Consider the following 23,320-nt stretch of genomic DNA (forward strand, 5'->3'; position numbering starts at 1 on the left):
ATGGAATTCGTCGACACGCTCATCAATGTGCTCAACTCGACCATCCGCCTGACGGTGCCGTTGCTGCTTGCCTGCCTCGCCGGGCTCTATTCCGAGCGCTCGGGCGTCTTCGACATCGGCCTGGAGGGCAAGATGCTCGCCGGCGCCTTTGCCGGTGCGGCTGCCGCTGCCGTCTTCGCCTCGGCCTGGATCGGCCTGCTGGTCGCCATCCTCGTTTCGATCGGCATGTCGCTGGTCCATGGCTTTGCCTCCATCACCCATCGCGGCAACCAGATCGTCTCGGGCGTGGCGATCAACTTCATCGCCGCCGGCTCCACCGTTATCCTGGGCCAGGCCTGGTTCCAGCAGGGCGGCCGCACGCCGTCGCTGCCGCCCGAGGCCCGTTTCGGCGAAATCAAGCTGCCGGGCGCCGACGCCTTGCGCGACGTGCCGATCATCGGCCACGTCTATTCGGGCCTGCTGTCGGGCCATTCGCTGCTGACCTACCTGGCTTTCCTCGCCGTGCCGTTCACCTGGTGGGTGCTGTTTCGCACCCGCTTCGGCCTGCGCCTGCGCGCCGTCGGCGAAAACCCGGCTGCCGTCGACACGGCAGGTATCTCGGTCGCCTGGCTGCGCTACCGCGCCATCATCTGCACCGGCGTGCTGACCGGGCTCGCCGGCTGCTACATGGCGCTCGCCCAGAACGCCGGCTTCGTCAAGGACATGACCGCCGGCCGTGGCTACATCGCGTTGGCCGCGCTGATCTTCGCCAAGTGGAAGCCGGTGCCGGCGATGTTCGCCTGCCTGCTGTTCGGCTTCCTCGACGCGCTGTCGATCCGCCTGCAGGGAACGCCGCTGCCGCTGATCGGCAAGGTGCCGGTCCAGCTGATGCAGGCGCTGCCCTATGTGCTGACCGTCATCCTGCTCGCCGGTTTCATCGGCAAGGCCATCCCGCCGCGCGCCGGCGGTGTGCCTTATGTGAAGGAGCGCTGAGCTCCGGATGACCGAATTTCCAAACCGCCCCTCATCCGCCTGCCGGCCCCTTCTCCCCGTGAATGACGGGGAGAAGGTGGCAGTTGCGACGTTGACGCCTCCCTCGCCCCGTTCTTCATGGGGAGAGGGTAGGAGTGAGGGGCAGGCTTCAGGGTGCCCCCATGTCTCATGATCTCTTCCTCGCCGCCCGTACCGCCATGGCCAAGGCCTACGCGCCCTATTCGAAATTCCCTGTCGGTGCCGCCTTGCGCACCGAGGACGGCCGCGTCTTTGCCGGCGCCAACATCGAGGTCGCCTCCTATCCCGAGGGCTGGTGCGCCGAGACGACCGCACTCGGCCACTACATCATGGCCGGGGGCGGCAAGATCACCGAGATTGCGGTGGTTGCCGAGCGCATGGCGCGTATCACGCCTTGCGGTGGCTGCCGCCAGCGCCTCGCCGAATTCACCAGCCCAGACACCAGGCTGTATCTCTGCGACGAAGCCGGCGTGGTTGAAACTGTCACCATGGGCCAGATGCTGCCTTATGGCTTTGAAGGCGAGATGCTGAAATGAAGGAAGCCGTCGATCGCCTCGTCGAACAGCTCGACGGCCTCGCGCCCTCGACCGCCATAGTCCTTGGCTCCGGTCTCGGCAATCTCGTCGACGAGGTCGAGAACGCCGTCCGCATCCCTTATGCCGAGCTGCCCGGCTTTCCACGCAGCGGCGTGACCGGCCATGCCGGCGAGATCGTTGCTGGCCTGTTCGGCGGTCGTCCGGTCATCATGATGGCCGGCCGCGCCCACTATTACGAGCATGGCGACGCCTCGGTGATGCGCCCGGCGATCGAGACGCTCGCGGGTATCGGCGTCAGCAAGCTGCTGCTCACCAACGCGGCGGGCTCCGTCGACCCCGAAATGTTGCCCGGATCGGTCATGCTGATCGAGGACCACATCAACTTCGCTGGCACCAATCCGCTGTTCGGCGAGCCGACGGATCGTCGTTTCGTCGGCCTGACCGAAGCCTATGACGCCGGCCTTCGCCGCTCCTTCGAAGCGGCGGCCGAAGAGGCCGGCATCGAGCTTCACAAGGGCGTCTATATGTGGTTCTCCGGGCCGTCCTTCGAGACCCCGGCCGAAATCCGCATGGCGCGCATGTTCGGCGCCAATGCTGTCGGCATGTCGACCGTGCCGGAGGCGATCATCGCCCGCTTCCTCGGCCTCAAGGTGCTGGCCTGCTCGGTCATCACCAACCTCGCCGCCGGCATGACCGGTGCCGAGTTGTCTCATCGCGAGACCAAGGACATGGCTCCCATCGGTGGTGCGCGCCTGGCTTCGGTGCTGCGCAAGGCCTTCGAAAAGGGCTCGTTCGATGAGTGAGGGCGCTCTTACCCTCCCCCTTGTGGGGAGGGCCGGCAAGCGCGCTTTGCAGGGCAAAGCGAGCGAGACGGGGTATGGTTGTCGCCGCCGCGTCGCCGTGGGACCCTCCCCACAAGGGGGAGGGTAGGCATGCTCCCGCAGGAGATCATCCGCCGCAAGCGTGACGGCAAGGCGCTCTCCGCCGACGAGATCAGGGCTTTTGTTGCCGGCATCACCTCGGGCGCCGTCTCGGAGGGCCAGATCGCGGCCTTCGGCATGGCTGTCTTCTTCAACGGCATGAGTCGCGACGAGGCTGTGGCCCTGACCGCCTCCATGCGCGATTCCGGCGACGTGCTCGACTGGTCCGACCTGCCAGGCCCCGCCACCGACAAGCATTCGACCGGCGGTGTCGGCGACAACGTCTCGCTGATGCTGGCACCCATCGTTGCCGCCTGCGGCGCCTGCGTGCCGATGATCTCGGGCCGCGGCCTCGGCCACACCGGCGGCACGCTCGACAAGATGGATTCGATCCCGGGCTATGTCAGCCAGCCCGATCTTGCCCTGTTCCGGCGCACTGTGCGCGAGGCCGGTTGCGCCATCATCGGCCAGACCGCCGACCTCGCCCCCGCCGACAAGCGCTTCTACGGCGTGCGCGACGTCACCGCGACGGTGGAGTCGGTGCCGCTCATCACCGCCTCGATCCTGTCCAAGAAGCTTGCCGCCGGCCTCGGCTCGCTGGTGCTCGACGTCAAGCTCGGCAACGGCGCCTTCATGGAAAAGACGCGCGATGCTTCAGCTCTCGCCACCAGCCTGGTCGAGGTCGCCAATGGCGCAGGTCTCAGGACGACGGCGCTGATCACCGACATGAGCCAGCCGCTGGCCTCCGCCGCCGGCAATGCCGTCGAGGTGCACAACGCGGTCGATTTCCTCACCGGGCGCTTCCGCGATCCGCGTCTCGAGCAGGTTACGCTGGCGCTCGCCGCCGAAATGCTGCTGTCGGCCGGTAGGGCTAGCTCGCAGCGCGAGGCGCTGGAGCGTGCGCGCATCGCGCTCGAGGACGGCACCGCCGCCGACATTTTCGGTCGTATGGTTTCGGTGCTCGGCGGGCCGGCCGACTTCGTGGAAAACGCAAGCAAGTATCTGCCCAAGGCCGATGTCGAGTTCGCTGTCAGGGCCCAGAGCTCCGGCTTCGTCACCGGCATCGCCACGCGTGAGATCGGTCTTGCCGTCGTCGCTCTTGGCGGCGGGCGCACCCGATCCGATGACAAGGTCGACCACGCTGTCGGCATCACCCGCCTGTTGCCCGTAGGGGCGGAAGTTGGCGCCGGCGAGCCCTTGGCGCTGGTGCACGCGCGCAACCAATCGCACGCCGAGGTCGCCGCCGCTGCGGTGCACGCCGCCTACAGCATCGGCGCGGCGAAGCCCGCGCCCGCAAAGGCTATCGTTCGCCGGATTTCGCCGCGGGATTGAAGTGCGTCCTTGGCGGCTCGCCGTTCCATTTCGGGCTGACCCGTGGCCGTCGTGCGAGCTCGCGCCTCAGGCGAGCCTCGAAGGACGCACTACTGCACCAAAAGCAGCGCGCCGTTCTCGACCTGGTATTTCTTCAGCCGCGACAGGAAGCTCATGCCGACCAGCGTGCCTTGCAGGGCCTTGTCCTCGAGCACCACGGCATCGACATCCTCGACCGTGATCTTGCCGATCTGCACCCTGTCGATTAGCGCCACCGCTGCCTTGGCCGTGCCGTTGGCGGTATTGACCTCGCGCGTGAAGTCGCTGGCCGTCACCTTCACGCCGGCGCGCCTGGCAGTGGAGAGATTGATCGCAACCAGTGTTGCGCCGGTGTCGACCAGCGCATCGACCGACCGTCCGTTGATCTTGAAACTTGCAGTGAAGTGGCCGCGCATGTCCTGGTCGATGACCACGCGCCGTCCCGACGTCGTGGCGGTTGCCGTGCTGACTTCGACCGTGCTCGGCGTCGAAGCACCGGTTTCCGCATCGCCTGCGACGAAGGTCCTGAACGTATCGCCGTGCTTTTCGTACAGCGACGGCAACGACGCCGCGGCTCCGGCGCAGAGACTGAAAATGATGACCTTGCGAAGCATGGTGACGCCCTGGATTACGGGCGCCACGATAGGCGGGCCATGGTGTTCGCGCCTTTAACGGGCGAGACCTGATGCGAAAGGCGGTAAATTGCCGGTTAAGGCTTATTTCGTCCCGTAGAGACGATCGCCGGCGTCGCCGAGGCCGGGCACGATATAGCCCTTGTCGTTCAGCTCGCGGTCGATCGAGGCGGTGAAGACGGGCACGTCGGGATGGGCCGTGGTGAAGCGCTCGATACCCTCTGGCGAGGCCAGCAGGCACAGGAAGCGGATATTGGTCGCGCCACGGCCCTTGAGCTTGTCGATCGCCGCGATCGCCGAGTTGGCCGTTGCCAGCATCGGGTCGACGACGATGACGAGGCGGTCGCCGAGATCGCTCGGTGCCTTGAAGAAATACTCAACCGCTTCCAGCGTCTCGTGGTCGCGATAGAGACCGACATGGGCGACACGCGCCGCCGGCACCAGGTCGAGCAGTCCTTCGAGCAGGCCGTTGCCCGCGCGCAGCACCGAGGCAAACACCAGCTTCTTGCCCTCCAGCGTCGGTGCAACCATCGTTTCGATCGGGGTTTCGATCGTCTTGGTGGTCAGTTCGAGGTCACGGGTGACTTCGTAGCCCAGCAGAAGCGAGATTTCGCGCAGCAGCCGGCGGAAGCTGGCCGTCGAGGTTTCTTTGTCGCGCATGATGGTCAGCTTGTGCTGGACAAGCGGATGGTCGACGACGGTTACGGTCATGGGCTTACGCTCCTGGAACTCGGAAAATTGACGCCACTTTATCGGCTGGCCCGCCGCCGACCAATGTCTTGCCGCGTTGAACCACAGTTTTGTCGGCTGAAATTCAGCGTTTGTGGCCATCCAGCCGCGCCAATAGCGCCGCTTTTGTCTTGCGGTCGACGAAGGCCGCCTCGATCGCGGTGCGGGTCGTTGCCATCAGCGCCTTTTCGTCCATGCTGAAATGCTCGGACGCGATGTCGTATTCGCGCTTCAGGCTGGTCCAGAAATAGGGTGGATCGTCGGAATTCAGCGTCACTTTGCAGCCCGCGTCGCGGAGTTTGGCGAAGGGGTGGTCGGCGAAGTTGTCGAAGACTTTCAGCGCGATGTTGGAACCCGGGCAGATCTCGAGCACGATGCCTTCGTCGGCGATGCGCTTGACCAGGTCCGGGTTCTCGATGGCGCGCACGCCGTGGCCGATGCGCGAGGGGCGAATGTGGTCGAGCGCTGCCTCAACGCTTTCCCAGCCCAGCAGTTCGCCGGCATGGATGGTGATGCCCAGGCCCGCCTCGCGCGCGATTTCGAAGGCGCGCACATAGTCCTCGAAATCGCCCATGCGCTCGTCGCCGGCAACGCCGAAGCCGCTGACCAGCGGGTGGTTGCACTTGGCGGCGAAGCGCGCCGCCGCTTCGATCGATTCGACGCCGACATGGCGCACGCCGGTTACGATCATCCGGCCTTCGATCCCGGTCTTTGCCTTGGCCCGCTCCATGCCTTCGCCAAGAGCGTCGGTATAGGCCTTTGGTGACAGCCCCGCCTTGATCGCATGGTCGGGCGAGGTGAACACTTCCGAATAGATGGCCCCGTCCCGGGCGAGGCTGGTCAGGTAGTGTTCCGACAGTCTGGCGTAGTCTTCCTCGGTGCGGAACAGGTCCGCCGCGAAGTCATACGCCGCAAGGAACGAGGTAAAGTCGTTCCAGACGAAAGAGCCGTTCTGAATGAACGGCGACGGGTCCTTGCCATATTTCTCGGCTTGGCGGATGACGAGTTCGGGTGCTGCCGCTCCTTCGATGTGACAGTGCAACTCGGCTTTCAATGGCATTCGATATTCCTCGTCGTCTCGACTTGGGCGCGGCTGAAAACCGCGCCTCAAACAATAGCGCCGGCTGGTGTGATCGGCTATGGTCCCGCCGGATTTGATTGGACAAGAAAATGTCAGAACAACGGACGACGGCTGTCGGCGGCATGGAAACTTCATACGGTTTCCGCAATGTCGGCGTGGGCGACAAGCAGGGACTGGTCAACGAGGTCTTCCACAAGGTCGCCAATCGCTACGACCTGATGAACGACCTGATGTCGGCCGGCATGCACCGCGTCTGGAAGGATGGCATGGTGTCGTGGCTCAACCCGCCGCGTCGTCCCGGCTGGAAGGTGCTGGATGTTGCGGGCGGTACCGGCGACATCTCGTTTCGCATCATCGATGCTTCGCATGGCAACGCCCATGCCACCGTGCTCGACATCAATGGCTCGATGCTTGCCGTCGGCCGCGAACGTGCTGAAAAGCGCGGCCTTGCCGACAAGACGGATTTTGTCGAGGCCAACGCGGAGGAACTGCCGTTTCCGGACGAAACCTTCGACGCCTATACGATCGCGTTTGGCATTCGCAACGTGCCGCGCATCGACGTGGCGCTGTCGGAAGCCTGGCGCGTGCTCAAGCCCGGCGGCAGGATCATGGTGCTGGAGTTTTCTGAAGTCGACATGCCGCTGCTCGACAAGGTCTATGAGACCTGGTCGTTCAACGCCATTCCACGCATCGGCCAGGCCGTGACGGGTGATGGCGAGCCTTATGCCTACCTGGTCGAGTCGATCAGGAAATTCCCCAACCAGCAGAACTTCGCGACCATGATCACCCGCGCCGGCTTCGACCGCGTCACCTTCCGCAACTACTCCGGCGGCATCGCTGCGCTTCACTCGGGCTGGAAGCTTTGACGGACGGCGCGCGATGAGCAGTCTCGGTGCGTCTTTCCGGCTCGCGCGCGCGGGCTGGGTGCTGGTGCGTGAAGGCGTGGTCGCGGCTTTGCCGGGCGACCAGCTGACCGGTTTGCCGAAATTCGGCTGGCGTGTTGCCAAGCTGTTTACCCGCCGCAGGGCGAGAAAAAGCGTCCGCAGCGACCGCCTTGCCAATGCCGTGGCACGCCTTGGGCCGTCCTATGTGAAGCTTGGCCAGTTCCTTGCTACGCGTCCGGACGTCGTCGGCGACGACATCGCGCTCGATCTGGCGCTGCTGCAGGACAGCATGGCGACCTTCCCGATGGCCGATGCCGTCACTGCCATCGAAGGCTCGCTCGGCCGCAAGGTCTCGGACCTTTACACCAGCATAGGCGAGCCGGTGGCTGCGGCTTCCATCGCCCAGGTCCACCCGGCCGAAGTCGCGACGCCGGCAGGTCCGCGCAAGGTCGCCGTCAAGGTCATTCGCCCCGGCGTGCGTCGCCGCTTCTTCCAGGATCTGGAAAGCTACTTCCTCGCCGCCCGGCTGCAGGAACGCTACATACCCTCGAGCCGGCGCCTGCGTCCGGTCCAGGTCACCGAGACGCTGGCGCAGACCACCAAGGTCGAGATGGATTTCCGCCTCGAGGCGGCCGCCTATTCCGAACTCGGTGAAAACACCAGGGACGATCCGGGCTTCCGCGTCCCGGCCATCGACTGGGAGCGCACCGGCCGTGACGTCCTCACCATGGAGTGGATCGACGGCATCAAGCTCAACGACATCGAGGGCCTGCGCACCGCCAATCATGATTTGAAGGGCATTGCCGCGACGCTGGTGCAGTCGTTCCTGCGCCACACGTTGCGCGACGGCTTCTTCCATGCCGACATGCATCCGGGCAACATGTTCGTCGACAAAAAGGGCGACATCGTCGCCGTCGATCTCGGCATATCGGGCCGCCTCGGCAAGAAGGAGCGCCGCTTCCTCGCCGAGATCCTCTACGGTTTCATTACCCGCAACTACATGCGCGTCGCCGAGGTGCATTTCGAAGCCGGCTACGTGCCGCGCAAGCATGATGTCGCCGCTTTCGCCCAGGCCATCCGCGCCATCGGCGAGCCGATCCACGGCCAGCCGGCCGAGACCATCTCGATGGCCAAGCTTTTGACCCTGCTGTTCGAGGTCACCGAACTGTTCGACATGGAAACCCGGCCGGAGCTGGTGCTGCTGCAAAAGACGATGGTCGTGGTCGAAGGCGTTGCCCGCTCGCTCGATCCTGCCTTCAACATGTGGAAGACCGCCGAGCCTGTGGTCGGCAACTGGATCGCTGGCAATCTCGGGCCGCAAGGCGTGCTGATCGACGCCCGCGACGGTCTTGGCGCGCTGATGTCGCTGATGCGCCAGGCCCCCGATCTTGCCGCCCGCACCGAACGCCTGTCGCGCCAGATCGACCTCATGGCCGAGAACGGCCTGCGCTTCGACGAGGCGACCGCGCGCGCCATCGGCAAGGCCGAGGCACGCTACAACCGCTCCGGTCGTGTGGCACTGTGGGTCATCGCGGCGGCGCTTGTGTTCCTCGCTTGGCAAATTACCTGACCGCTGCCTGTTGTTTGACGCAAGTGCTGTCAATGCCTACATTGCTGTCAATGACTGCATGGAGGCTGCCATGGCCACTCTTACCATTAGGAACGTGCCCGAGGGTGTGAAGCAGGCACTGCGCGTGAAGGCAGCGCAGAACGGCAATTCGCTTGAGGAAACCCTCAGGCAGCTTTTGTCGGACGAGGTGGCTGACCAGCATGCCCCGACCTCGCGCATTAGCGCCGAAGAGATCATGCGCCGAGCCGCCGAGCTCGAAGCCGACGAGCCGACAGACAGCCGCTACAAGTATTACTCGCAAAAAGAGCTGAGCGATGCGATCAGCGGCGAGTACGAGGGGCTGTGATGGTCATTGACACGTCGGCCATCGTGGCAATCGCGCGCCGCGAACCTGAAGCCCTGGCATTCAGCAGGATGCTGGAACAGACACCCAGCAAGTTGATGTCCGTTCCGACCTATCTCGAATGCGCTTTCGTTCTGGCCGGGGTTGCGCCGACGAAAGGACTTTCATTTCTGCAAGGGTTGGTTTCCGACACGCTGATCACCCTTGTTCCGTTTGGCGAGCCGGAGTTGGATGTCGCCATTGCGGCGCGGGTGAAGTTCAGCAGGGGTTCCGGACACGCCGCGAAGCTCAATTTCGGCGACTGCTTCGCCTATGCACTCGCCAAGACGCGCAGGCTGCCGCTGCTTTTCAAGGGCGACGATTTCATCCATACCGACATCGAGCCGGCGTTGAAGCCGGCGTGACGACACGGCGGAAAAGCATGATCCTCAGCGGCAAGCGCATATTGCTCATCATCGGCGGCGGCATCGCCGCCTACAAGTCGCTCGACCTGATCCGCCGGCTGCGCGAGCGCGGCGCCTCGGTGCGGGCGGTGATGACGTCTGCCGCGCAGGAATTCGTCACCCCGCTGTCGGTCGGCGCGCTGACCGCCGATCACGTCTTTTCCGACCTCTTCGACCGCCAGGACGAACATGACATCGGCCACATCAGGTTGTCTCGCGAGGCTGATCTGATCGTCGTCGCGCCCGCTACCGCCGACCTGATGGCCAAGCTTGCCAACGGCCATGCCAACGACCTTGCCTCGACGGTGCTGCTTGCCACCGACAAGAAGGTGCTGCTGGCACCGGCGATGAACCCGAAGATGTGGTCGCACCCAGCGACCCGCCGCAACCGGGCGACACTGGAGAAGGACGGCATCCATTTCGTCGGGCCGAAGCAGGGTGAGATGGCCGAAAGCGGCGAGGCCGGCGAGGGCCGCATGGCCGAGCCGCTGGAGATCGTGGCTGCCATCGAAGCGCTGCTCGACAACAGACCGAAACCGCTTTCGGGCAAGAAGATCATCGTCACCTCGGGCCCGACGCACGAGCCCATAGACCCGGTGCGCTACATCGCCAACCGCTCGTCGGGCAAGCAGGGCCATGCGCTCGCCGCGGCTCTGGCGAAGCTCGGTGCCGACGTCCGTCTCGTTTCCGGCCCGGTCACCATCCCCGACCCGGCCGGCGTGAAGACCGTCCATGTCGAGAGCGCGCGCGAGATGCGCGACGCCGTCGAGCAGTTGCTGCCGGCCGACGCTGCCGTCTTTGTCGCCGCTGTCGCTGACTGGCGCACCGACAATGCCGCCGGCGAAAAGATCAAGAAGGTGGCGGGCGAGGGGCCGCCTGCGCTGCAGATGGTCGAGAACCCTGACATTCTCGCTGGCGTCGGCCATCATGCCAAAAGACCGTATCTGGTCGTCGGTTTCGCTGCCGAGACCCAGAACGTTGTCAAGAACGCGCAGGCCAAGCTTGCGAAAAAGGGCGCAGATTTCATCGTCGCCAACGACGTCAGCCATGAGGGCGGCGTGATGGGCGGCGACCGCAACAGCGTCCGTATCGTCGCCAAGAGCGGCGTCGAGGAATGGCCCGATCTGTCCAAGGAAGAGGTTGCGGCCAGGCTTGCCGACCTTATTGCTGAAAAGTTGAAGACGATTACGGTCTAGGCAGCTGCGTTTTCAAGCTCTCCGCAGCCGTGGATTGGTGACATAGTGTTCACCCCGATGGTGCTTGGCTGTCCCGCGCGCGCATGCGACAGGGAGGCTGCCCACCATTGGAGTTCTCTACGAAATGAAGCTTTTCTACATGCCCGGCGCCTGCTCGCTGGCTCCGCACATTGTCGCCAACGAAGTCGGCATCGACCTCGATCTCGTCAAGGTCGACGGCAAGACCAAGACCACCGAAGCGGCGCAGGATTTCCTCGCCACCAACCCCAACGGCTACGTGCCGGCGCTGGTGCTGCCCGATGGCGAACTGATGACCGAATCCTCGGTCCTGGTGCAGTATCTCGCCGACCAGAAGCCCGAGAGCGGCCTGATGCCCAAGGCCGGCGACATGGCCCGCTACCGTGTCCAGCAGTGGCTCGCCTTCGTCGCCACCGAGTTGCACAAGAGCTTCGGTGCCTTCTTCAAGCCCAATACGCCTGAGGCCACCAAGGAGATCAACCGCGAGCACCTCGCCAAGCGCCTCGCTTATGTCGACGGCAAGCTCGACGGCCGCGCCTACCTGATGGGCGACGCTTTCACCGCTGCCGACGCCTATCTCTGGACGATCCTCGGCTGGGCCAAGCATGTCGGCATCGATCTGTCGTCCTTCGCCAACATCCAGCGTTATCTCGGCACCGTGGCCGCCCGTCCGGCGGTGCAGAAGGCGCTGCGCGCCGAAGGCCTGGCCTGATCCTGCTTGAACAGTTGCCGCCGCTGTTGAACCGGCAGCTCCAGATTTGACGACAAGACGGCCTCCAGGCATCCGCCCGGGGGCCGTTTTCTTTATGCAATTCCTATTTCTTTCCGTGCCCCGCTCTCTCGAACCTTGATGCGGTCCGGGGCCATATTCCGTTCCGAAATCCAGAGCCCGGCCAACGTCGTCAGCATGTCTGACGCCGTCGTTTGGCGCGTGGCCATGGTCTTTGTGCCCTCGGTGCAAGGTTTCAACGGAACAGGAGCCCTCGAAGATGGACATCTTCGTTCTCGCCATAGGCCTAGTCTTCTTCGCTCTGTGCTTTGCCTACGTCAAAGCCTGCGACATCCTCTGAAGGAATGCCAAATGTTGCTCGAATACATTCTCGGCGGCGCAGTGACGGTGTTCCTGCTTGCCTATCTGACCTACGCGCTCATCCGCCCCGAACGGTTCTGACCGTCCAGCGCCCGCACGGAAAGTTTCTCAAATGACCATCAATGGCTGGATACAGATCGCCGCATTTTGCGCGATCATCATTCTGCTCGTGAAGCCGCTCGGCGGCTACATGACCCGCGTCTTCGGCGGCGAGCGCACGCTTTTGTCGCCCGTGCTCGGCCCCGTCGAGCGCGTGCTCTACCGGCTTGCCGGCACCAGCGAGCGCGAGGACCAGCATTGGACCGGCTATGCCGCGGCCATGCTGTCGTTCAACATCGCAGGCTTCCTGCTGCTCTATGCGATGCAGCGGTTCCAGGGGTCGCTACCCTTCAACCCGGCGGCCATGACTGCTGTGCCGCCTGAACTGTCGTTCAACACCGCCGTCAGCTTCATGACCAACACCAACTGGCAGAACTACGGTGGCGAAAGCACCATGTCCTACCTGGTGCAGATGGCCGGGCTGACGGTGCAGAACTTCGTTTCCGCCGCCACCGGCATCGCCGTCGGCATGGCGCTGATCCGCGGCTTTGCTCGCGCCTCGGGCAAGTCGATCGGCAATTTCTGGGTCGACCTGACACGCGGCACGCTCTATGTGCTTTTGCCGCTCTGCGTGCTGCTGACGCTTGCCTATGTCTGGCTCGGCGTGCCGCAGACGATCGGCTCCTACGTCGCCGCGACCACTGTCGAAGGCGCCCAGCAGACCATCGCCGTCGGACCGGTCGCCTCGCAGCTTGCCATCAAGATGCTCGGCACCAATGGCGGCGGCTTCTTCAACGCCAACTCGGCGCATCCGTTCGAAAATCCTGACGCCATCACCAACTTCCTCCAGATGGTCTCGATCTTCGCGCTTGGCGCGGCGCTGACCAACGTCTTCGGCCGCATGGTCGGCAACCAGCGCCAGGGCTGGGCGATCTTCGCCACCATGGGCATCCTGTTTGTCGCCGGCGTCGCCGTGACCTACTGGGCCGAGGCTGCCGGCAACCCGCTCGTCCACGCGCTCGGCATCGATGGCGGCAACATGGAGGGCAAGGAAGCCCGCTTCGGCATCGTCTTGTCGTCGCTCTTCGCCGTCGTCACCACCGCCGCATCCTGCGGCGCGGTCAACGCCATGCATGGCTCGTTCACTGCACTTGGCGGCTTGATCCCGCTCATCAACATGGAACTCGGCGAAGTCATCGTCGGCGGCGTCGGCGCCGGCTTCTACGGCATCCTGATGTTCGTCGTCATCGCCATCTTCGTCGCCGGCCTGATGGTTGGCCGCACGCCCGAATATCTCGGCAAGAAGATCGAGGCCAAGGAAATCAAGATGGCCGTTCTCGCCATCCTGTGCCTGCCGCTCGCCATGCTCGGCTTCACGGCGATCGCCGTGCTGATACCGAGTGCGGTCGCCTCGGTTGGCACGCCAGGCCCGCACGGCTTCTCGGAGATCCTCTACGCCTACACCTCGGGCGCGGCCAACAACGGCTCGGCCTTCGGCGGCCTCACCGGCAACACGCCCTGGTACAACATCACAATCGGTCTCGCCATGCTGATGGGCCGCTTCCTGGTCATTATCCCGGCACTCGCAATCGCCGGTTCGCTGGTCACCAAGAAGACGGTCCCCGCATCTGCCGGCACCTTCCCGACCGACAGTCCGCTGTTCGTCGGCCTGCTTGCCGGCGTGATCCTGATCGTCGGTGGCCTGACCTTCTTCCCGGCACTCGCCGTCGGCCCGATCGTCGAGCACCTCGCCATGATCGTCGGCCAGACGTTCTGATGCAGCGCCGCAAAACCAAAGGACTGGAGTCTCTCACATGAGTGCCCACAAATCTGCGAGCCTGCTCGACGCTCGCATCATCCTCCCCGCCATGGGCGACGCGTTCAGGAAGCTTGACCCGCGCAGCCTGGCCAAGAACCCCGTCATGTTCGTCGTCGCCGTTGTCACGGCGCTGACATCAGTGCTGTTCGTCAAGGACCTGATATCAGGAGCGGGCGGCCTCGGCTTCTCGTTCCAGATCATCCTGTGGCTGTGGTTCACGGTGCTGTTCGCCAACTTCGCCGAGGCTGTCGCCGAAGGCCGCGGCAAGGCCCAGGCCGACTCGCTGCGCAAGGCGCGCACCGAGACCCAGGCCAAGCTGCTCGAAGGCGAAAGCCGCACCGCCTACAAGATGGTGGCCGGCACCAGCCTGAAGGTCGGCCAGGTCGTCCTGGTCGAGGCCGGCGACATCATCCCTTCCGATGGCGAAATCATCGAGGGTGTTGCCTCGGTCAACGAAGCCGCCATCACTGGCGAATCAGCTCCCGTCATCCGCGAATCCGGCGGCGACCGCTCGGCCGTGACAGGCGGCACCCAAGTGCTGTCCGACTGGATCCGCGTCCGCATCACGGCGGCTGCCGGCTCGACCTTCCTCGACCGCATGATCTCGCTGGTCGAGGGCGCCGAACGCCAGAAGACGCCGAACGAAATCGCGCTCAACATCCTGCTTGCCGGCATGACGCTGATCTTCGTGCTCGCCGTCGCCACGATCCCGAGCTTCGCCACCTATGCCGGCGGCTACATCCCGGTCATCGTGCTGGTCGCGCTGTTCGTCACGCTGATCCCCACCACCATCGGCGCGCTGCTCTCGGCCATCGGCATCGCCGGCATGGATCGTCTCGTGCGCTTCAACGTGCTTGCCATGTCCGGCCGCGCGGTGGAAGCCGCCGGCGACGTCGACACGCTTTTGCTCGACAAGACCGGCACCATCACGCTCGGCAATCGCCAGGCCACCGAGTTCCGTCCGGTCAAGGGCGTCACCGAGCAGGAGCTGGCCGATGCCGCCCAGCTCGCCTCGCTCGCCGACGAAACGCCGGAAGGCCGTTCCATCGTCGTGCTGGCCAAGGATCGCTACGGCATCCGTGCCCGCGACATGGGCTCGCTGCATGCACACTTCGTGCCCTTCACCGCGCAGAGCCGGATGAGCGGCGTCGATTTCGACGGTTCGTCCATCCGCAAGGGTGCCGTCGACTCGGTGCTCAACTACGTCAAATCAGGCGCTGCCTCGGCTTCCGGCACGCGTGTCGACGCGGAAGCGGTGCGCGGCATCCAGGCCATCTCGGACGAGATCGCCAAGCTCGGTGGCACGCCGCTGGCGGTTGTCCGCGATGCCCGCCTGCTCGGCGTCATCTACCTCAAGGACATCGTCAAGGGCGGCATCAAGGAGCGCTTCACCGAGCTGCGTCGCATGGGCATCCGCACCGTCATGATAACAGGCGACAACCCGATGACGGCCGCTGCCATCGCTGCCGAAGCTGGCGTCGATGACTTCCTCGCCCAGGCGACGCCGGAGAACAAGCTCAGCCTGATCCGCGAGGAGCAGGCCAAGGGCAAGCTGGTCGCCATGTGCGGCGACGGCACCAACGATGCCCCGGCACTCGCCCAGGCCGACGTCGGTGTCGCCATGAACACAGGCACCGTCGCCGCCCGCGAGGCCGGCAACATGGTCGATCTCGACAGCGACCCGACCAAGCTCATCGAGATCGTCGAGATCGGCAAGCAGCTGCTGATGACCCGTGGCGCGCTGACCACGTTTTCGATCGCCAACGACATCGCCAAATATTTCGCCATCATCCCGGCGATGTTCCTGGCCTTCTATCCGCAGCTCGGCGCGCTCAACATTATGGGGCTTTCGACCCCGCAGAGCGCCATCCTGTCGGCGATCATCTTCAACGCGCTGATCATCGTCGCGCTGATCCCGCTGTCGCTGAAAGGCGTCAAATACCGGCCGATCGGCGCCGGCGCGCTGCTCCGCCGCAACCTGCTCGTCTACGGCCTCGGCGGCATCATCGTGCCCTTCATCGGCATCAAGGCCATCGACATGGCGATCAACGCCATCGGCCTCGTGTAAAGGACATCCATCATGTTGAAGCAACTCAGACCCGCGCTCGTCATGATCGTCGCGCTCACCGTCATCACCGGCCTTGCCTATCCCCTCGGCATGACCGGCGTCGCCCAGGTCCTGTTCCCGCACCAGGCCAATGGCAGCCTGATCGTCAAGGACGGCAAGGTCATCGGCTCCGAGCTGATCGGCCAGGCTTTCGCCGGCGACAACTACTTCCACGGCCGTCCTTCGGCCGCTGGCGATGGCTACAATGCCGCCGCTTCCTCGGGCTCCAACCTCGGCCCGACCAGCGCCAAGCTGATCGACCGCATCAAGACCGAGGCAGAAGCGCTCAAGCAGGCCTATCCGGGCGCTCCGGTGCCGATGGAACTGGTCACCGCCTCGGGCAGCGGCCTCGACCCGCACCTGTCGCCCGAAGCCGCCTACTTCCAGGTGGCGCGCGTGGCCAAGGCCCGCGGTGCCGATGAAGCCGCCATCCGCAAGCTCGTCGACAGCCATGTCGAGGCGCGCGAACTCGGCTTCATGGGCGAACCGGTGGTCAATGTGCTCAAGCTGAATTTGGCCCTCGACGCGGCGGTTGCGCCCTGACAAGGTCGCGCCGGAGTTATCCAAGAACCCCGGCGCGCCAGACTGCAAAAGAACAGATGCCAGACGATATCAGGGACAAGGAAGCCAGGCCTTCGCCGGACGCGCTGCTTGAGACAGCCGAGCGTGAAGGACGCGGCCGTCTGAAGATCTTCCTCGGTGCTGCCCCAGGCGTCGGCAAGACCTACGAGATGCTGATGTCGGGCCGTGCCCGGCTCGCCGATGGCACCGACGTCGTCATCGGCGTCGTCGAGACCCACGGCCGGCGCGAAACGCAAGCGCTGGTCGAAGGCTTCGAGGTCGTCCCGCGCAAGGCGGTCGACTACAAGGGCCGCACCCTCGACGAGATGGATCTCGACGCCATCATCGCGCGCCGGCCGGCGCTGGCGCTTGTCGACGAGCTCGCCCACACCAATGCGCCCGGCAGCCGCCATCCCAAGCGTTACCTCGATGTCCAGGAGCTCTTGACCCAGGGCATCGACGTCTACACCACGCTCAACATCCAGCATGTCGAGAGCCTCAACGACATCGTCGCCCAGATCACGCGCGTTACCGTGCGCGAGACGGTGCCGGACCTGATCATCGACCGCGCCGACGACGTCGAGATCATAGACCTCACGCCCGACGACCTGATCAAGCGCCTGCATGAGGGCAAGGTCTATGTGCCGACCACAGCGCGCCGCGCCATCGAGAACTACTTCTCGCCCGGCAACCTGACCGCCCTGCGCGAACTGGCCCTGCGCCGCACCGCCCAGCGCGTCGACGAGCAGCTGCTCACCCATATGCAGGCCCACGCCATCGAGGGGCCGTGGGCCGCCGGCGACCGCGTGCTTGTCGCCGTCGACGAGCATCCGCGCGGCGCCTCGCTGGTGCGTTATGCCCGCCGCCAGGCCGACCGCCTGCGTTGCCCATGGGCCGCGCTCCATGTCGAGACATCGCGCTCGGCCAATCTGCCCGACGCCGACAAGGACCGGCTCGCGGCGACCATGCGGCTTGCCGAGCAGCTTGGCGGCGAGGCGATCACCATTCCCGGCCAGTCGGTGGCAGGAGACATCGTTCGCCATGCCGGCACCCACAATTTCACCCATATCGTCGTCGGCAAGCCCGCCAAGTCGCGCTGGCGCGAGTATTTCGAAGGCTCGGTCACCCATGACCTGATCCGCCAGGCCGGCAACATCAGTGTCCATGTGACGTCAGGCGCCGAGCCGGACGCGGCGCCGGCCTCGCCAGGCGTGAAGACGGCGACGCCGCGGCGACGCTTCGACCCCTGGCCCTATCTCACGGCAGCGCTGCATGTCGCCGGTGCGCTTGTCGTCGGCATGGCGCTGCAGCAGTTCCTCGACGTTCGCAACATCGCCCTGGTCTTCCTGATGGGGGTGCTGAGCTCGGCGGTCACGCTTGGCCTGTGGCCGGCACTGTTTGCCTCGCTGGTCAGTGCTGCCGCCTACAATTTCTTCTTCCTGCCACCGCTCTACACGCTCGACATTTCCGATCCCGAAAGCGTGGTCGCGCTGCTGTTTTTCCTCATCGTCGCGGTCATCGCCTCCAACCTGACAGGCCGCGTCCAGCGCCAGGCCGCCGCTGCCCGCGAGCGCGCCCGGATGACCGAGGACCTCTATCTGTTCTCCAAGAAGCTTGCCGGCACCGGCACGCTTGACGACGTCTTGTGGGCCACTGCCTTCCAGATCGCCTCGATGCTCAAGGTCCGCGTCGTCCTGCTCTTGCCGGAAGACGGAACCATCGCCGTCAAGGCCGGCTATCCGCCTGACGACACGCTCGTCGACGCCGACATCGCCGCCGCCAAATGGGCCTGGGAGCACAACCGCGCCGCCGGCCGCGGCGCCGATACCTTGCCGGGCGCCAAGCGCCTTTATCTGCCGCTGCGCACCGGGCGCATGGCGGTGGGTGTCGTCGGTCTCGACAACGACCGCCAGGGCCCGCTGCTGACACCAGAGCAGCAGCGCCTGTTCGATGCGCTTGCCGACCAGGCGGCGGTGGCCATCGAGCGCATCCAGCTCGTTGCCGATGTCGACCGTGCCAGGCTTGCGGTCGAAGCCGACAGGTTGCGCTCGGCACTGCTGACCTCGATCTCGCACGACCTCAAGACCCCGCTCGCCAGCATCATGGGTGCGGCCGGCGCGCTGCGCGAGTTCGGCGTCTCGTTACCGGAGGAGGGAAGGGCGGAACTGGTCTCGACAGTGCTCGACGAATCCGAGCGCCTCAACCGCTTCATCGCCAATCTGCTCGACATGACCAAGCTCGAGTCGGGCGCGATGGAACCCAATTCCGCGCTGCACTATGTCGGCGACATCGTCGGCTCGGCACTGCGCCGCGCGGCCAAGATCACCGCCCATCACAAGACCGAACGCGACATGCCGGGCGATCTGCCGATGCTGAAGCTCGATCCGGTGCTGTTCGAACAGGTGCTGTTCAACCTGCTCGACAATGCCGCCAAATATGCCCCCGAAGGCTCGACGATCCGCATTCGCGGCTGGGCCGATGGTGCGACGGCGGCGATCCAGGTCATGGACGAAGGCCCCGGTATTCCGCAGGCCGATCTGGAACGGGTCTTCGATACGTTCTATCGCGTTCGCAAGGGCGACCATGTCCGCGCCGGCACGGGCCTCGGCCTGTCGATCTGCCGTGGTTTCGTCGAGGCGATGGGCGGCACCATCGTTGCTTCCAACCGCGTCGATCGGCCCGGTGCGGTCTTCACCATCACCATGCCGGTACCGCCGCAGGCATCGAAACTCGAAGGATTGGCATGAGCACCACCGGGGTGAAAATCCTCGTCGTCGACGACGAGCCGCCGATCCGCAAGCTGTTGCGCGTCGGGCTCGGCACGCAGGACTACACCGTCATCGAGGCGCCGGCGGCCAAGCCGGCGCTTGTCATCGCCAGGGCCGAGAAGCCGGATCTCATTCTGCTCGATCTCGGCCTGCCCGACATGGCCGGCCACGACCTGCTCGCCATCTGGCGGGCGGAGGGGCTGCAGGTGCCCGTCATCATCCTGTCGAGCCGCACCGACGAGGCCGGCATCGTCAAGGCGCTGGAGCTCGGCGCCGACGACTACGTGACAAAACCCTTCGGCATGAACGAGCTGATCGCCCGCATCCGCACGGCATTGCGTCACCGGCTGCAGCAGCAGGGCGAGAAACCGGTGTTCCAGACCGGCGAGCTGTCGGTCGACCTGGTCAAGCGCATCGTCAGGCTGGCGGGGCAGGAGGTGAAGCTGTCACCCAAGGAATACGACATCCTGCGCGCGCTGGTGCAGCACGCCGGCAAGGTGCTGACCCACCGCTTCCTGCTCGAGCAGGTCTGGGGCGGGGGCGCCGACGTGCAATATCTGCGCGTCTATGTCCGCCAGTTGCGCCAGAAGATCGAAAAGACCCCCGACGAGCCGCACTACATCACCACCGAAACCGGCGTCGGCTACCGGCTGCGCGAGGCCGACTAAGCTCTTGCTACGCCGCGCCGGCTCGACAGGAGGCGATCGATGCCAACAAGCGCGGTGGCCACCACGATGAAGGCAAGCGTGAGCAGCGCGATGTTGGTAAAAAGCTGCGGGTTGCTCAGCGTCTCGGGATTGAGGAACCAGTAGGCGTACCAGCCGTCGGCAGCGCCCCTGGCGAAGGCATAGGCGCAATAGGCCAGCGGCGGCACCGCCGCCCACAGGGCGTCCCGCCATTTGAGGCCACCGTGGTCCCAGGCAAGCCAGGTCAGGAAGAACAATACCGGCGTCGCGTCATGCAGCGCATGGTCGGCGACCGCCTGCCAGCCGGCCGGTTGCCAGATCGCCCGCAGCGCCACCGAATAGACGAGGCCTCCGAAGACGATCGCCGCCGCCGTTACCAGCCGCGACCTTGGCGCGGCGAGGTGGCCAGCGGGGTTCAGCACCAAGGCGCTCGCCACCGTCGCGGCCATCAGGTTCATGATGATGGTGAAGAAGCCGAAGAACCGCCACAAGGCCTCGACGACTGACGCGCCGTTGCCAGTCATCTGTCCGATCAGCAGCACCAGTTGCAATGCTAGTGCTGCCCATGCAGCGATTGCGGTGATGGTGGCGAGGCCGCGCCGAAGGGTCAATGAGAGCTTTCCTGAGTGATTTCAGCCGCCAAGCTACATCAACAGGCCGTCAGCGCAATGTGCAGGCGCGTGCATCTAGGAAAATCCGAAAAGCTCGTGGGCTTGCTACCCCCACCCTAACCCCTCCCCACAAGGGGGAGGGGGAGCGGAGGCGGTGCGACCGGCCTGTGCCACGCCGCGGAGAAGCAGGCGGCGACGTTGTTCCCCTCCCCCTTGTGGGGAGGGGTTAGGGGTGGGGGTCCCCAAGCGCGAAAACCGGCCAGATTTGTTTCCAAAGCCTGCCCAGAAACGAAAATCGCCCCCTCCGCTGAGCGAAGGGGGCGAAACATCAGGCGTAGAACCTGCCGAGATCAGACGTCGAGGTTCGCGACACTCAGCGCGTTTTCCTGGATGAAGTCGCGGCGTGGCTCGACCTCGTCGCCCATCAGTCGGGCAAACAGCGAGTCGGCGTCGGTGGCGTCCATCACCTGCACCTTCAGCAGCGAGCGCACATTCGGGTCGAGCGTGGTTTCCCACAGCTGCTCGGCGTTCATCTCGCCAAGACCCTTGTAGCGCTGCATGGTCAGGCCCTTGCGGCCCGAAGCGAACACCGCGTTCAGCAACGCCAGCGGACCGGCGATGGGTTCGGAGGCTTCCTTGCGGCGCAGCACCGGCGGGTGGTTGTAGATTTCGCCAAGGCGCGCCGCGTAGCGGTCCAGTGCGCGCGCATCGGCCGAGTTGATCAGCGCCATGTCGAGATGGATGCTCTCCTTGACGCTACGCAGCGTGCGTTCGAACACGTAACCGCCCGAACCGTCATTGGCAGTCGAAATCTCGCCGGTCCAGCCGCGCTCGATGTCCTCCGAAATGAGGTCAAGGCGCTGGGCGATTGTTTCCGCCATCGCCTTGGCGCGGCCAAGGTCGGCAAACACGTCGGGGTTGAGAGCGCCGGCAATCGCCGCTTGCTCGACGACAGGGCGCGAGTAGCGCGTGTGCAGGCCATCGATCAGCGTGCGTACGCCAAGCGCGTCGGTCACCGCGGCGCGCAGGTCCTGGCCAACGCGCACTTCGCCATTGGAAAGCGTCAGCGACGCATCGTCCAGGCCGACGTCGATCAGATACTCCTCGAAGGCGCTTTCGTCCTTGAGATATTGCGAGCTCTTGCCGCGCGTCACCTTGTAGAGCGGCGGCTGGGCAATATAGAGGTGCCCGCGCTCGATCAGCTCCGGCATCTGGCGGAAGAAGAACGTCAACAGCAGCGTACGGATGTGGGCGCCGTCGACGTCGGCGTCGGTCATGATGATGATCTTGTGGTAGCGCAGCTTGTCGGCATTGAACTCGTCCTTGCCGATCGAGGTGCCGAGCGCGGTGATCAAAGTGCCGATCATGTCCGACGACAGCATGCGGTCGAAGCGTGCGCGCTCGACGTTGAGGATCTTGCCGCGCAGCGGCAGGATCGCCTGGTTCTGGCGCGAGCGGCCGCTCTTGGCCGAGCCGCCTGCCGAGTCACCCTCGACGATGAAGATTTCGGACTTGGCCGGGTCGCGCTCCTGGCAGTCGGCGAGCTTGCCGGGCAAAGACGTGATGTCGAGCACGCCCTTGCGGCGGGTCAGTTCACGCGCCTTGCGCGCGGCTTCGCGCGCCGCGGCCGCTTCCACCACCTTGCCGACCAGCATCTTGCCTTCGGCCGGATGCTCCTCGAGCCAAGTGCCGAGTGCCTCGTTGACCAGGCTTTCCACCACCGGGCGGACTTCCGAGGAAACCAGCTTGTCCTTGGTCTGCGACGAGAACTTCGGATCGGGGACCTTGACCGAAAGCACCGCCGTCAGGCCCTCGCGGGTGTCGTCGGCGGTGATCGTAACCTTTTCCTTCTTGGCGATGCCGGACGTTTCCGCATAACCGGTCACCTGGCGCGTCAACGCGCCGCGGAAGCCGGCGAGGTGCGTGCCGCCGTCGCGCTGCGGGATGTTGTTGGTGAAGGCCAGCACGTTCTCGTGGTAGCTGTCGTTCCACCACATCGCCACTTCGACGGTGATGCCGTCGCGCTCGGCGCGGATGGCGATCGGCTTGTCGATCAGCGGCTTCTTGGCGCGGTCGAGATACCTGACGAATTCGATCAGGCCGCCATCGTAGAGCAGTTCCTGCACCTTGACGTCGGCATGGCGCTTGTCCGACAGAACGATGCGGACGCCCGAGTTCAGGAAGGCGAGTTCGCGCAGGCGATGTTCGAGCGTTCCGTAGTCGAAATCGACCATGGTGAAGGTGTCGGGCGAGGGCAGGAAGGTCACTTCCGTGCCGGTCTCGTCGCCGGCGTCGCCGACGACCTTCAGCGGCGCAACGGCATTGCCATGGTTGAAGGTCATCTCATGGATCTGGCTCTTGCGGCGGATCGTGAGCTTGAGCCACACCGACAGCGCGTTGACGACGGATACGCCGACGCCATGCAGGCCGCCCGAAACCTTGTAGGAGTTCTGGTCGAACTTACCGCCGGCATGCAGCTGCGTCATGATCACCTCGGCGGCGGAAACGCCTTCCGAGGTGTGGATGTCTGTCGGTATGCCGCGGCCGTTGTCCGTCACGGTGCACGAGCCGTCGGGGTTCAGTGTCACCGTCACCAGCGTCGCGTGTCCCGCCAGCGCCTCGTCGATGGCGTTATCCACCACCTCATAGACCATGTGGTGCAGGCCCGAGCCGTCGTCGGTGTCGCCGATATACATGCCGGGGCGCTTGCGGACGGCGTCCAAGCCCTTCAAAACCTTGATGGAATCTGCACCGTACTCGGCATCGGCGCCGGGAAGGTTCTCGGACTGATCGCTCATGAAAATCTTTCGTCTGACTGCCGCAGGAGGACGCGGCAAAATCGGCCCCGAATCGCACGCCCGTTGGTCTTTAAGATATAGGGCTTAAGTGTGGTTTTTCCAAGTTTTGCCGGGCTTTTGGGCGGGAATAATGGGCTCCCTGCGGGCCA

General features: G+C 64.8%; 21 protein-coding genes. 16 read left to right on the forward strand and 5 right to left on the reverse strand.

Annotated features, from left to right (window positions below):
• From PCJ21_RS07475 to deoA, 4 genes are all read left to right on the forward strand, one after another.
• The gene (locus PCJ21_RS07475; RefSeq protein WP_269930765.1) at positions 1-972 is read left to right on the forward strand and encodes an ABC transporter permease; all 972 of its coding nucleotides are present in this window, start codon (positions 1-3) and stop codon (positions 970-972) included.
• 161 nt (positions 973-1,133) lie between these two features.
• A complete protein-coding gene (cdd, locus tag PCJ21_RS07480) occupies positions 1,134-1,526 on the forward strand; it encodes a cytidine deaminase (protein ID WP_269930766.1) in 393 nt (130 codons plus the stop codon).
• Entirely contained in the window at positions 1,523-2,329 is an 807-nt protein-coding gene (locus tag PCJ21_RS07485) for a purine-nucleoside phosphorylase (RefSeq protein WP_269930767.1), read from the forward strand. The genes cdd and PCJ21_RS07485 overlap by 4 nt, the downstream gene beginning before the upstream one ends.
• A gap of 129 nt (positions 2,330-2,458) precedes the next feature.
• Positions 2,459-3,778 (forward strand): thymidine phosphorylase, encoded by a 1,320-nt coding sequence (deoA, locus tag PCJ21_RS07490; protein ID WP_269930768.1) that lies wholly within the window; start codon positions 2,459-2,461, stop codon positions 3,776-3,778.
• An 89-nt stretch (positions 3,779-3,867) separates the two neighbouring features.
• Here deoA and PCJ21_RS07495 read toward each other — a convergent pair whose 3' ends face one another.
• The 3 genes from PCJ21_RS07495 to PCJ21_RS07505 form a co-directional block, all read right to left on the reverse strand.
• On the reverse strand, positions 3,868-4,410 hold the full coding sequence (locus PCJ21_RS07495) for a TIGR02281 family clan AA aspartic protease (RefSeq protein WP_269930769.1): 543 nt from the start codon (positions 4,408-4,410) through the stop codon (positions 3,868-3,870).
• A 102-nt stretch (positions 4,411-4,512) separates the two neighbouring features.
• Entirely contained in the window at positions 4,513-5,139 is a 627-nt protein-coding gene (gene upp, locus PCJ21_RS07500) for a uracil phosphoribosyltransferase (RefSeq protein ID WP_269930770.1), read from the reverse strand.
• 103 nt (positions 5,140-5,242) lie between these two features.
• Positions 5,243-6,217 (reverse strand): adenosine deaminase, encoded by a 975-nt coding sequence (locus tag PCJ21_RS07505; protein ID WP_269930771.1) that lies wholly within the window; start codon positions 6,215-6,217, stop codon positions 5,243-5,245.
• 110 nt (positions 6,218-6,327) lie between these two features.
• Here PCJ21_RS07505 and ubiE point away from each other — a divergent pair, with 110 nt between their 5' ends.
• From ubiE to PCJ21_RS07565, 12 genes are all read left to right on the forward strand, one after another.
• Entirely contained in the window at positions 6,328-7,104 is a 777-nt protein-coding gene (gene ubiE, locus PCJ21_RS07510) for a bifunctional demethylmenaquinone methyltransferase/2-methoxy-6-polyprenyl-1,4-benzoquinol methylase UbiE (protein WP_269930772.1), read from the forward strand.
• A 13-nt stretch (positions 7,105-7,117) separates the two neighbouring features.
• A complete protein-coding gene (gene ubiB / locus PCJ21_RS07515; protein ID WP_269930773.1) occupies positions 7,118-8,692 on the forward strand; it encodes a 2-polyprenylphenol 6-hydroxylase in 1,575 nt (524 codons plus the stop codon).
• A 70-nt stretch (positions 8,693-8,762) separates the two neighbouring features.
• Positions 8,763-9,038, forward strand: a complete 276-nt coding sequence (locus tag PCJ21_RS07520) for a FitA-like ribbon-helix-helix domain-containing protein (protein ID WP_269930774.1) — start codon at positions 8,763-8,765, stop codon at positions 9,036-9,038.
• Entirely contained in the window at positions 9,038-9,439 is a 402-nt protein-coding gene (locus PCJ21_RS07525) for a type II toxin-antitoxin system VapC family toxin (protein WP_269930775.1), read from the forward strand. The genes PCJ21_RS07520 and PCJ21_RS07525 overlap by 1 nt, the downstream gene beginning before the upstream one ends.
• 17 nt (positions 9,440-9,456) lie before the next feature.
• The gene (gene coaBC / locus PCJ21_RS07530) at positions 9,457-10,674 is read left to right on the forward strand and encodes a bifunctional phosphopantothenoylcysteine decarboxylase/phosphopantothenate--cysteine ligase CoaBC (protein ID WP_269930776.1); all 1,218 of its coding nucleotides are present in this window, start codon (positions 9,457-9,459) and stop codon (positions 10,672-10,674) included.
• 124 nt (positions 10,675-10,798) lie between these two features.
• Entirely contained in the window at positions 10,799-11,404 is a 606-nt protein-coding gene (gene gstA / locus PCJ21_RS07535; protein ID WP_269930777.1) for a glutathione transferase GstA, read from the forward strand.
• A 369-nt stretch (positions 11,405-11,773) separates the two neighbouring features.
• Positions 11,774-11,863, forward strand: a complete 90-nt coding sequence (kdpF, locus tag PCJ21_RS07540; protein WP_067954606.1) for a K(+)-transporting ATPase subunit F — start codon at positions 11,774-11,776, stop codon at positions 11,861-11,863.
• A gap of 31 nt (positions 11,864-11,894) precedes the next feature.
• Complete coding sequence (gene kdpA, locus PCJ21_RS07545; RefSeq protein ID WP_269930778.1) at positions 11,895-13,598, forward strand: potassium-transporting ATPase subunit KdpA; 1,704 nt, start codon at positions 11,895-11,897, stop codon at positions 13,596-13,598.
• Between the two features lie 37 nt (positions 13,599-13,635).
• Positions 13,636-15,708, forward strand: coding sequence for a potassium-transporting ATPase subunit KdpB (gene kdpB, locus PCJ21_RS07550; RefSeq protein WP_269930779.1), 2,073 nt, complete (start codon positions 13,636-13,638; stop codon positions 15,706-15,708).
• A gap of 12 nt (positions 15,709-15,720) precedes the next feature.
• Positions 15,721-16,290 carry a potassium-transporting ATPase subunit KdpC gene (kdpC, locus tag PCJ21_RS07555; RefSeq protein ID WP_269930780.1) on the forward strand — a complete coding sequence of 190 codons (570 nt, stop codon included), beginning with the start codon at positions 15,721-15,723 and terminating at the stop codon, positions 16,288-16,290.
• Between the two features lie 56 nt (positions 16,291-16,346).
• Positions 16,347-19,055: a sensor histidine kinase gene (locus PCJ21_RS07560; RefSeq protein WP_269930781.1), complete on the forward strand. Its 2,709-nt coding sequence runs from the start codon at positions 16,347-16,349 to the stop codon at positions 19,053-19,055.
• Entirely contained in the window at positions 19,052-19,744 is a 693-nt protein-coding gene (locus PCJ21_RS07565) for a response regulator transcription factor (RefSeq protein ID WP_269930782.1), read from the forward strand. The genes PCJ21_RS07560 and PCJ21_RS07565 overlap by 4 nt, the downstream gene beginning before the upstream one ends.
• On the opposite strand, the gene PCJ21_RS07570 is transcribed toward PCJ21_RS07565, so the two are convergent.
• Positions 19,741-20,373 (reverse strand): Pr6Pr family membrane protein, encoded by a 633-nt coding sequence (locus tag PCJ21_RS07570; protein ID WP_269930783.1) that lies wholly within the window; start codon positions 20,371-20,373, stop codon positions 19,741-19,743. The genes PCJ21_RS07565 and PCJ21_RS07570 overlap by 4 nt on opposite strands.
• Positions 20,374-20,723: 350 nt before the next feature.
• Positions 20,724-23,171, reverse strand: coding sequence for a DNA topoisomerase (ATP-hydrolyzing) subunit B (gene gyrB, locus PCJ21_RS07575; RefSeq protein ID WP_269930784.1), 2,448 nt, complete (start codon positions 23,169-23,171; stop codon positions 20,724-20,726).
• Between the last annotated feature and the right edge of the window lie 149 nt (positions 23,172-23,320).

The organism is Aminobacter sp. HY435, from assembly GCF_027568395.1.
In the GTDB taxonomy this organism is placed as follows: Bacteria; Pseudomonadota; Alphaproteobacteria; order Rhizobiales; family Rhizobiaceae; genus Aminobacter.

Coding starts and splice junctions, on each gene's coding strand:
- PCJ21_RS07560 (WP_269930781.1), top strand. CDS start 16,347: ATGCCAGACGATATCAGGGACAAGGAAGCCAGGCCTTCGCCGGACGCG.
- PCJ21_RS07475 (WP_269930765.1), top strand. CDS start 1: ATGGAATTCGTCGACACGCTCATCAATGTGCTCAACTCGACCATCCGC.
- PCJ21_RS07525 (WP_269930775.1), top strand. CDS start 9,038: ATGGTCATTGACACGTCGGCCATCGTGGCAATCGCGCGCCGCGAACCT.
- PCJ21_RS07505 (WP_269930771.1), bottom strand. CDS start 6,217: ATGCCATTGAAAGCCGAGTTGCACTGTCACATCGAAGGAGCGGCAGCA.
- kdpB (WP_269930779.1), top strand. CDS start 13,636: ATGAGTGCCCACAAATCTGCGAGCCTGCTCGACGCTCGCATCATCCTC.
- PCJ21_RS07520 (WP_269930774.1), top strand. CDS start 8,763: ATGGCCACTCTTACCATTAGGAACGTGCCCGAGGGTGTGAAGCAGGCA.
- kdpF (WP_067954606.1), top strand. CDS start 11,774: ATGTTGCTCGAATACATTCTCGGCGGCGCAGTGACGGTGTTCCTGCTT.
- kdpC (WP_269930780.1), top strand. CDS start 15,721: ATGTTGAAGCAACTCAGACCCGCGCTCGTCATGATCGTCGCGCTCACC.
- deoA (WP_269930768.1), top strand. CDS start 2,459: ATGCTCCCGCAGGAGATCATCCGCCGCAAGCGTGACGGCAAGGCGCTC.
- coaBC (WP_269930776.1), top strand. CDS start 9,457: ATGATCCTCAGCGGCAAGCGCATATTGCTCATCATCGGCGGCGGCATC.
- gyrB (WP_269930784.1), bottom strand. CDS start 23,171: ATGAGCGATCAGTCCGAGAACCTTCCCGGCGCCGATGCCGAGTACGGT.
- PCJ21_RS07495 (WP_269930769.1), bottom strand. CDS start 4,410: ATGCTTCGCAAGGTCATCATTTTCAGTCTCTGCGCCGGAGCCGCGGCG.
- PCJ21_RS07565 (WP_269930782.1), top strand. CDS start 19,052: ATGAGCACCACCGGGGTGAAAATCCTCGTCGTCGACGACGAGCCGCCG.
- kdpA (WP_269930778.1), top strand. CDS start 11,895: ATGACCATCAATGGCTGGATACAGATCGCCGCATTTTGCGCGATCATC.
- upp (WP_269930770.1), bottom strand. CDS start 5,139: ATGACCGTAACCGTCGTCGACCATCCGCTTGTCCAGCACAAGCTGACC.
- PCJ21_RS07485 (WP_269930767.1), top strand. CDS start 1,523: ATGAAGGAAGCCGTCGATCGCCTCGTCGAACAGCTCGACGGCCTCGCG.
- ubiE (WP_269930772.1), top strand. CDS start 6,328: ATGTCAGAACAACGGACGACGGCTGTCGGCGGCATGGAAACTTCATAC.
- gstA (WP_269930777.1), top strand. CDS start 10,799: ATGAAGCTTTTCTACATGCCCGGCGCCTGCTCGCTGGCTCCGCACATT.
- cdd (WP_269930766.1), top strand. CDS start 1,134: ATGTCTCATGATCTCTTCCTCGCCGCCCGTACCGCCATGGCCAAGGCC.
- ubiB (WP_269930773.1), top strand. CDS start 7,118: ATGAGCAGTCTCGGTGCGTCTTTCCGGCTCGCGCGCGCGGGCTGGGTG.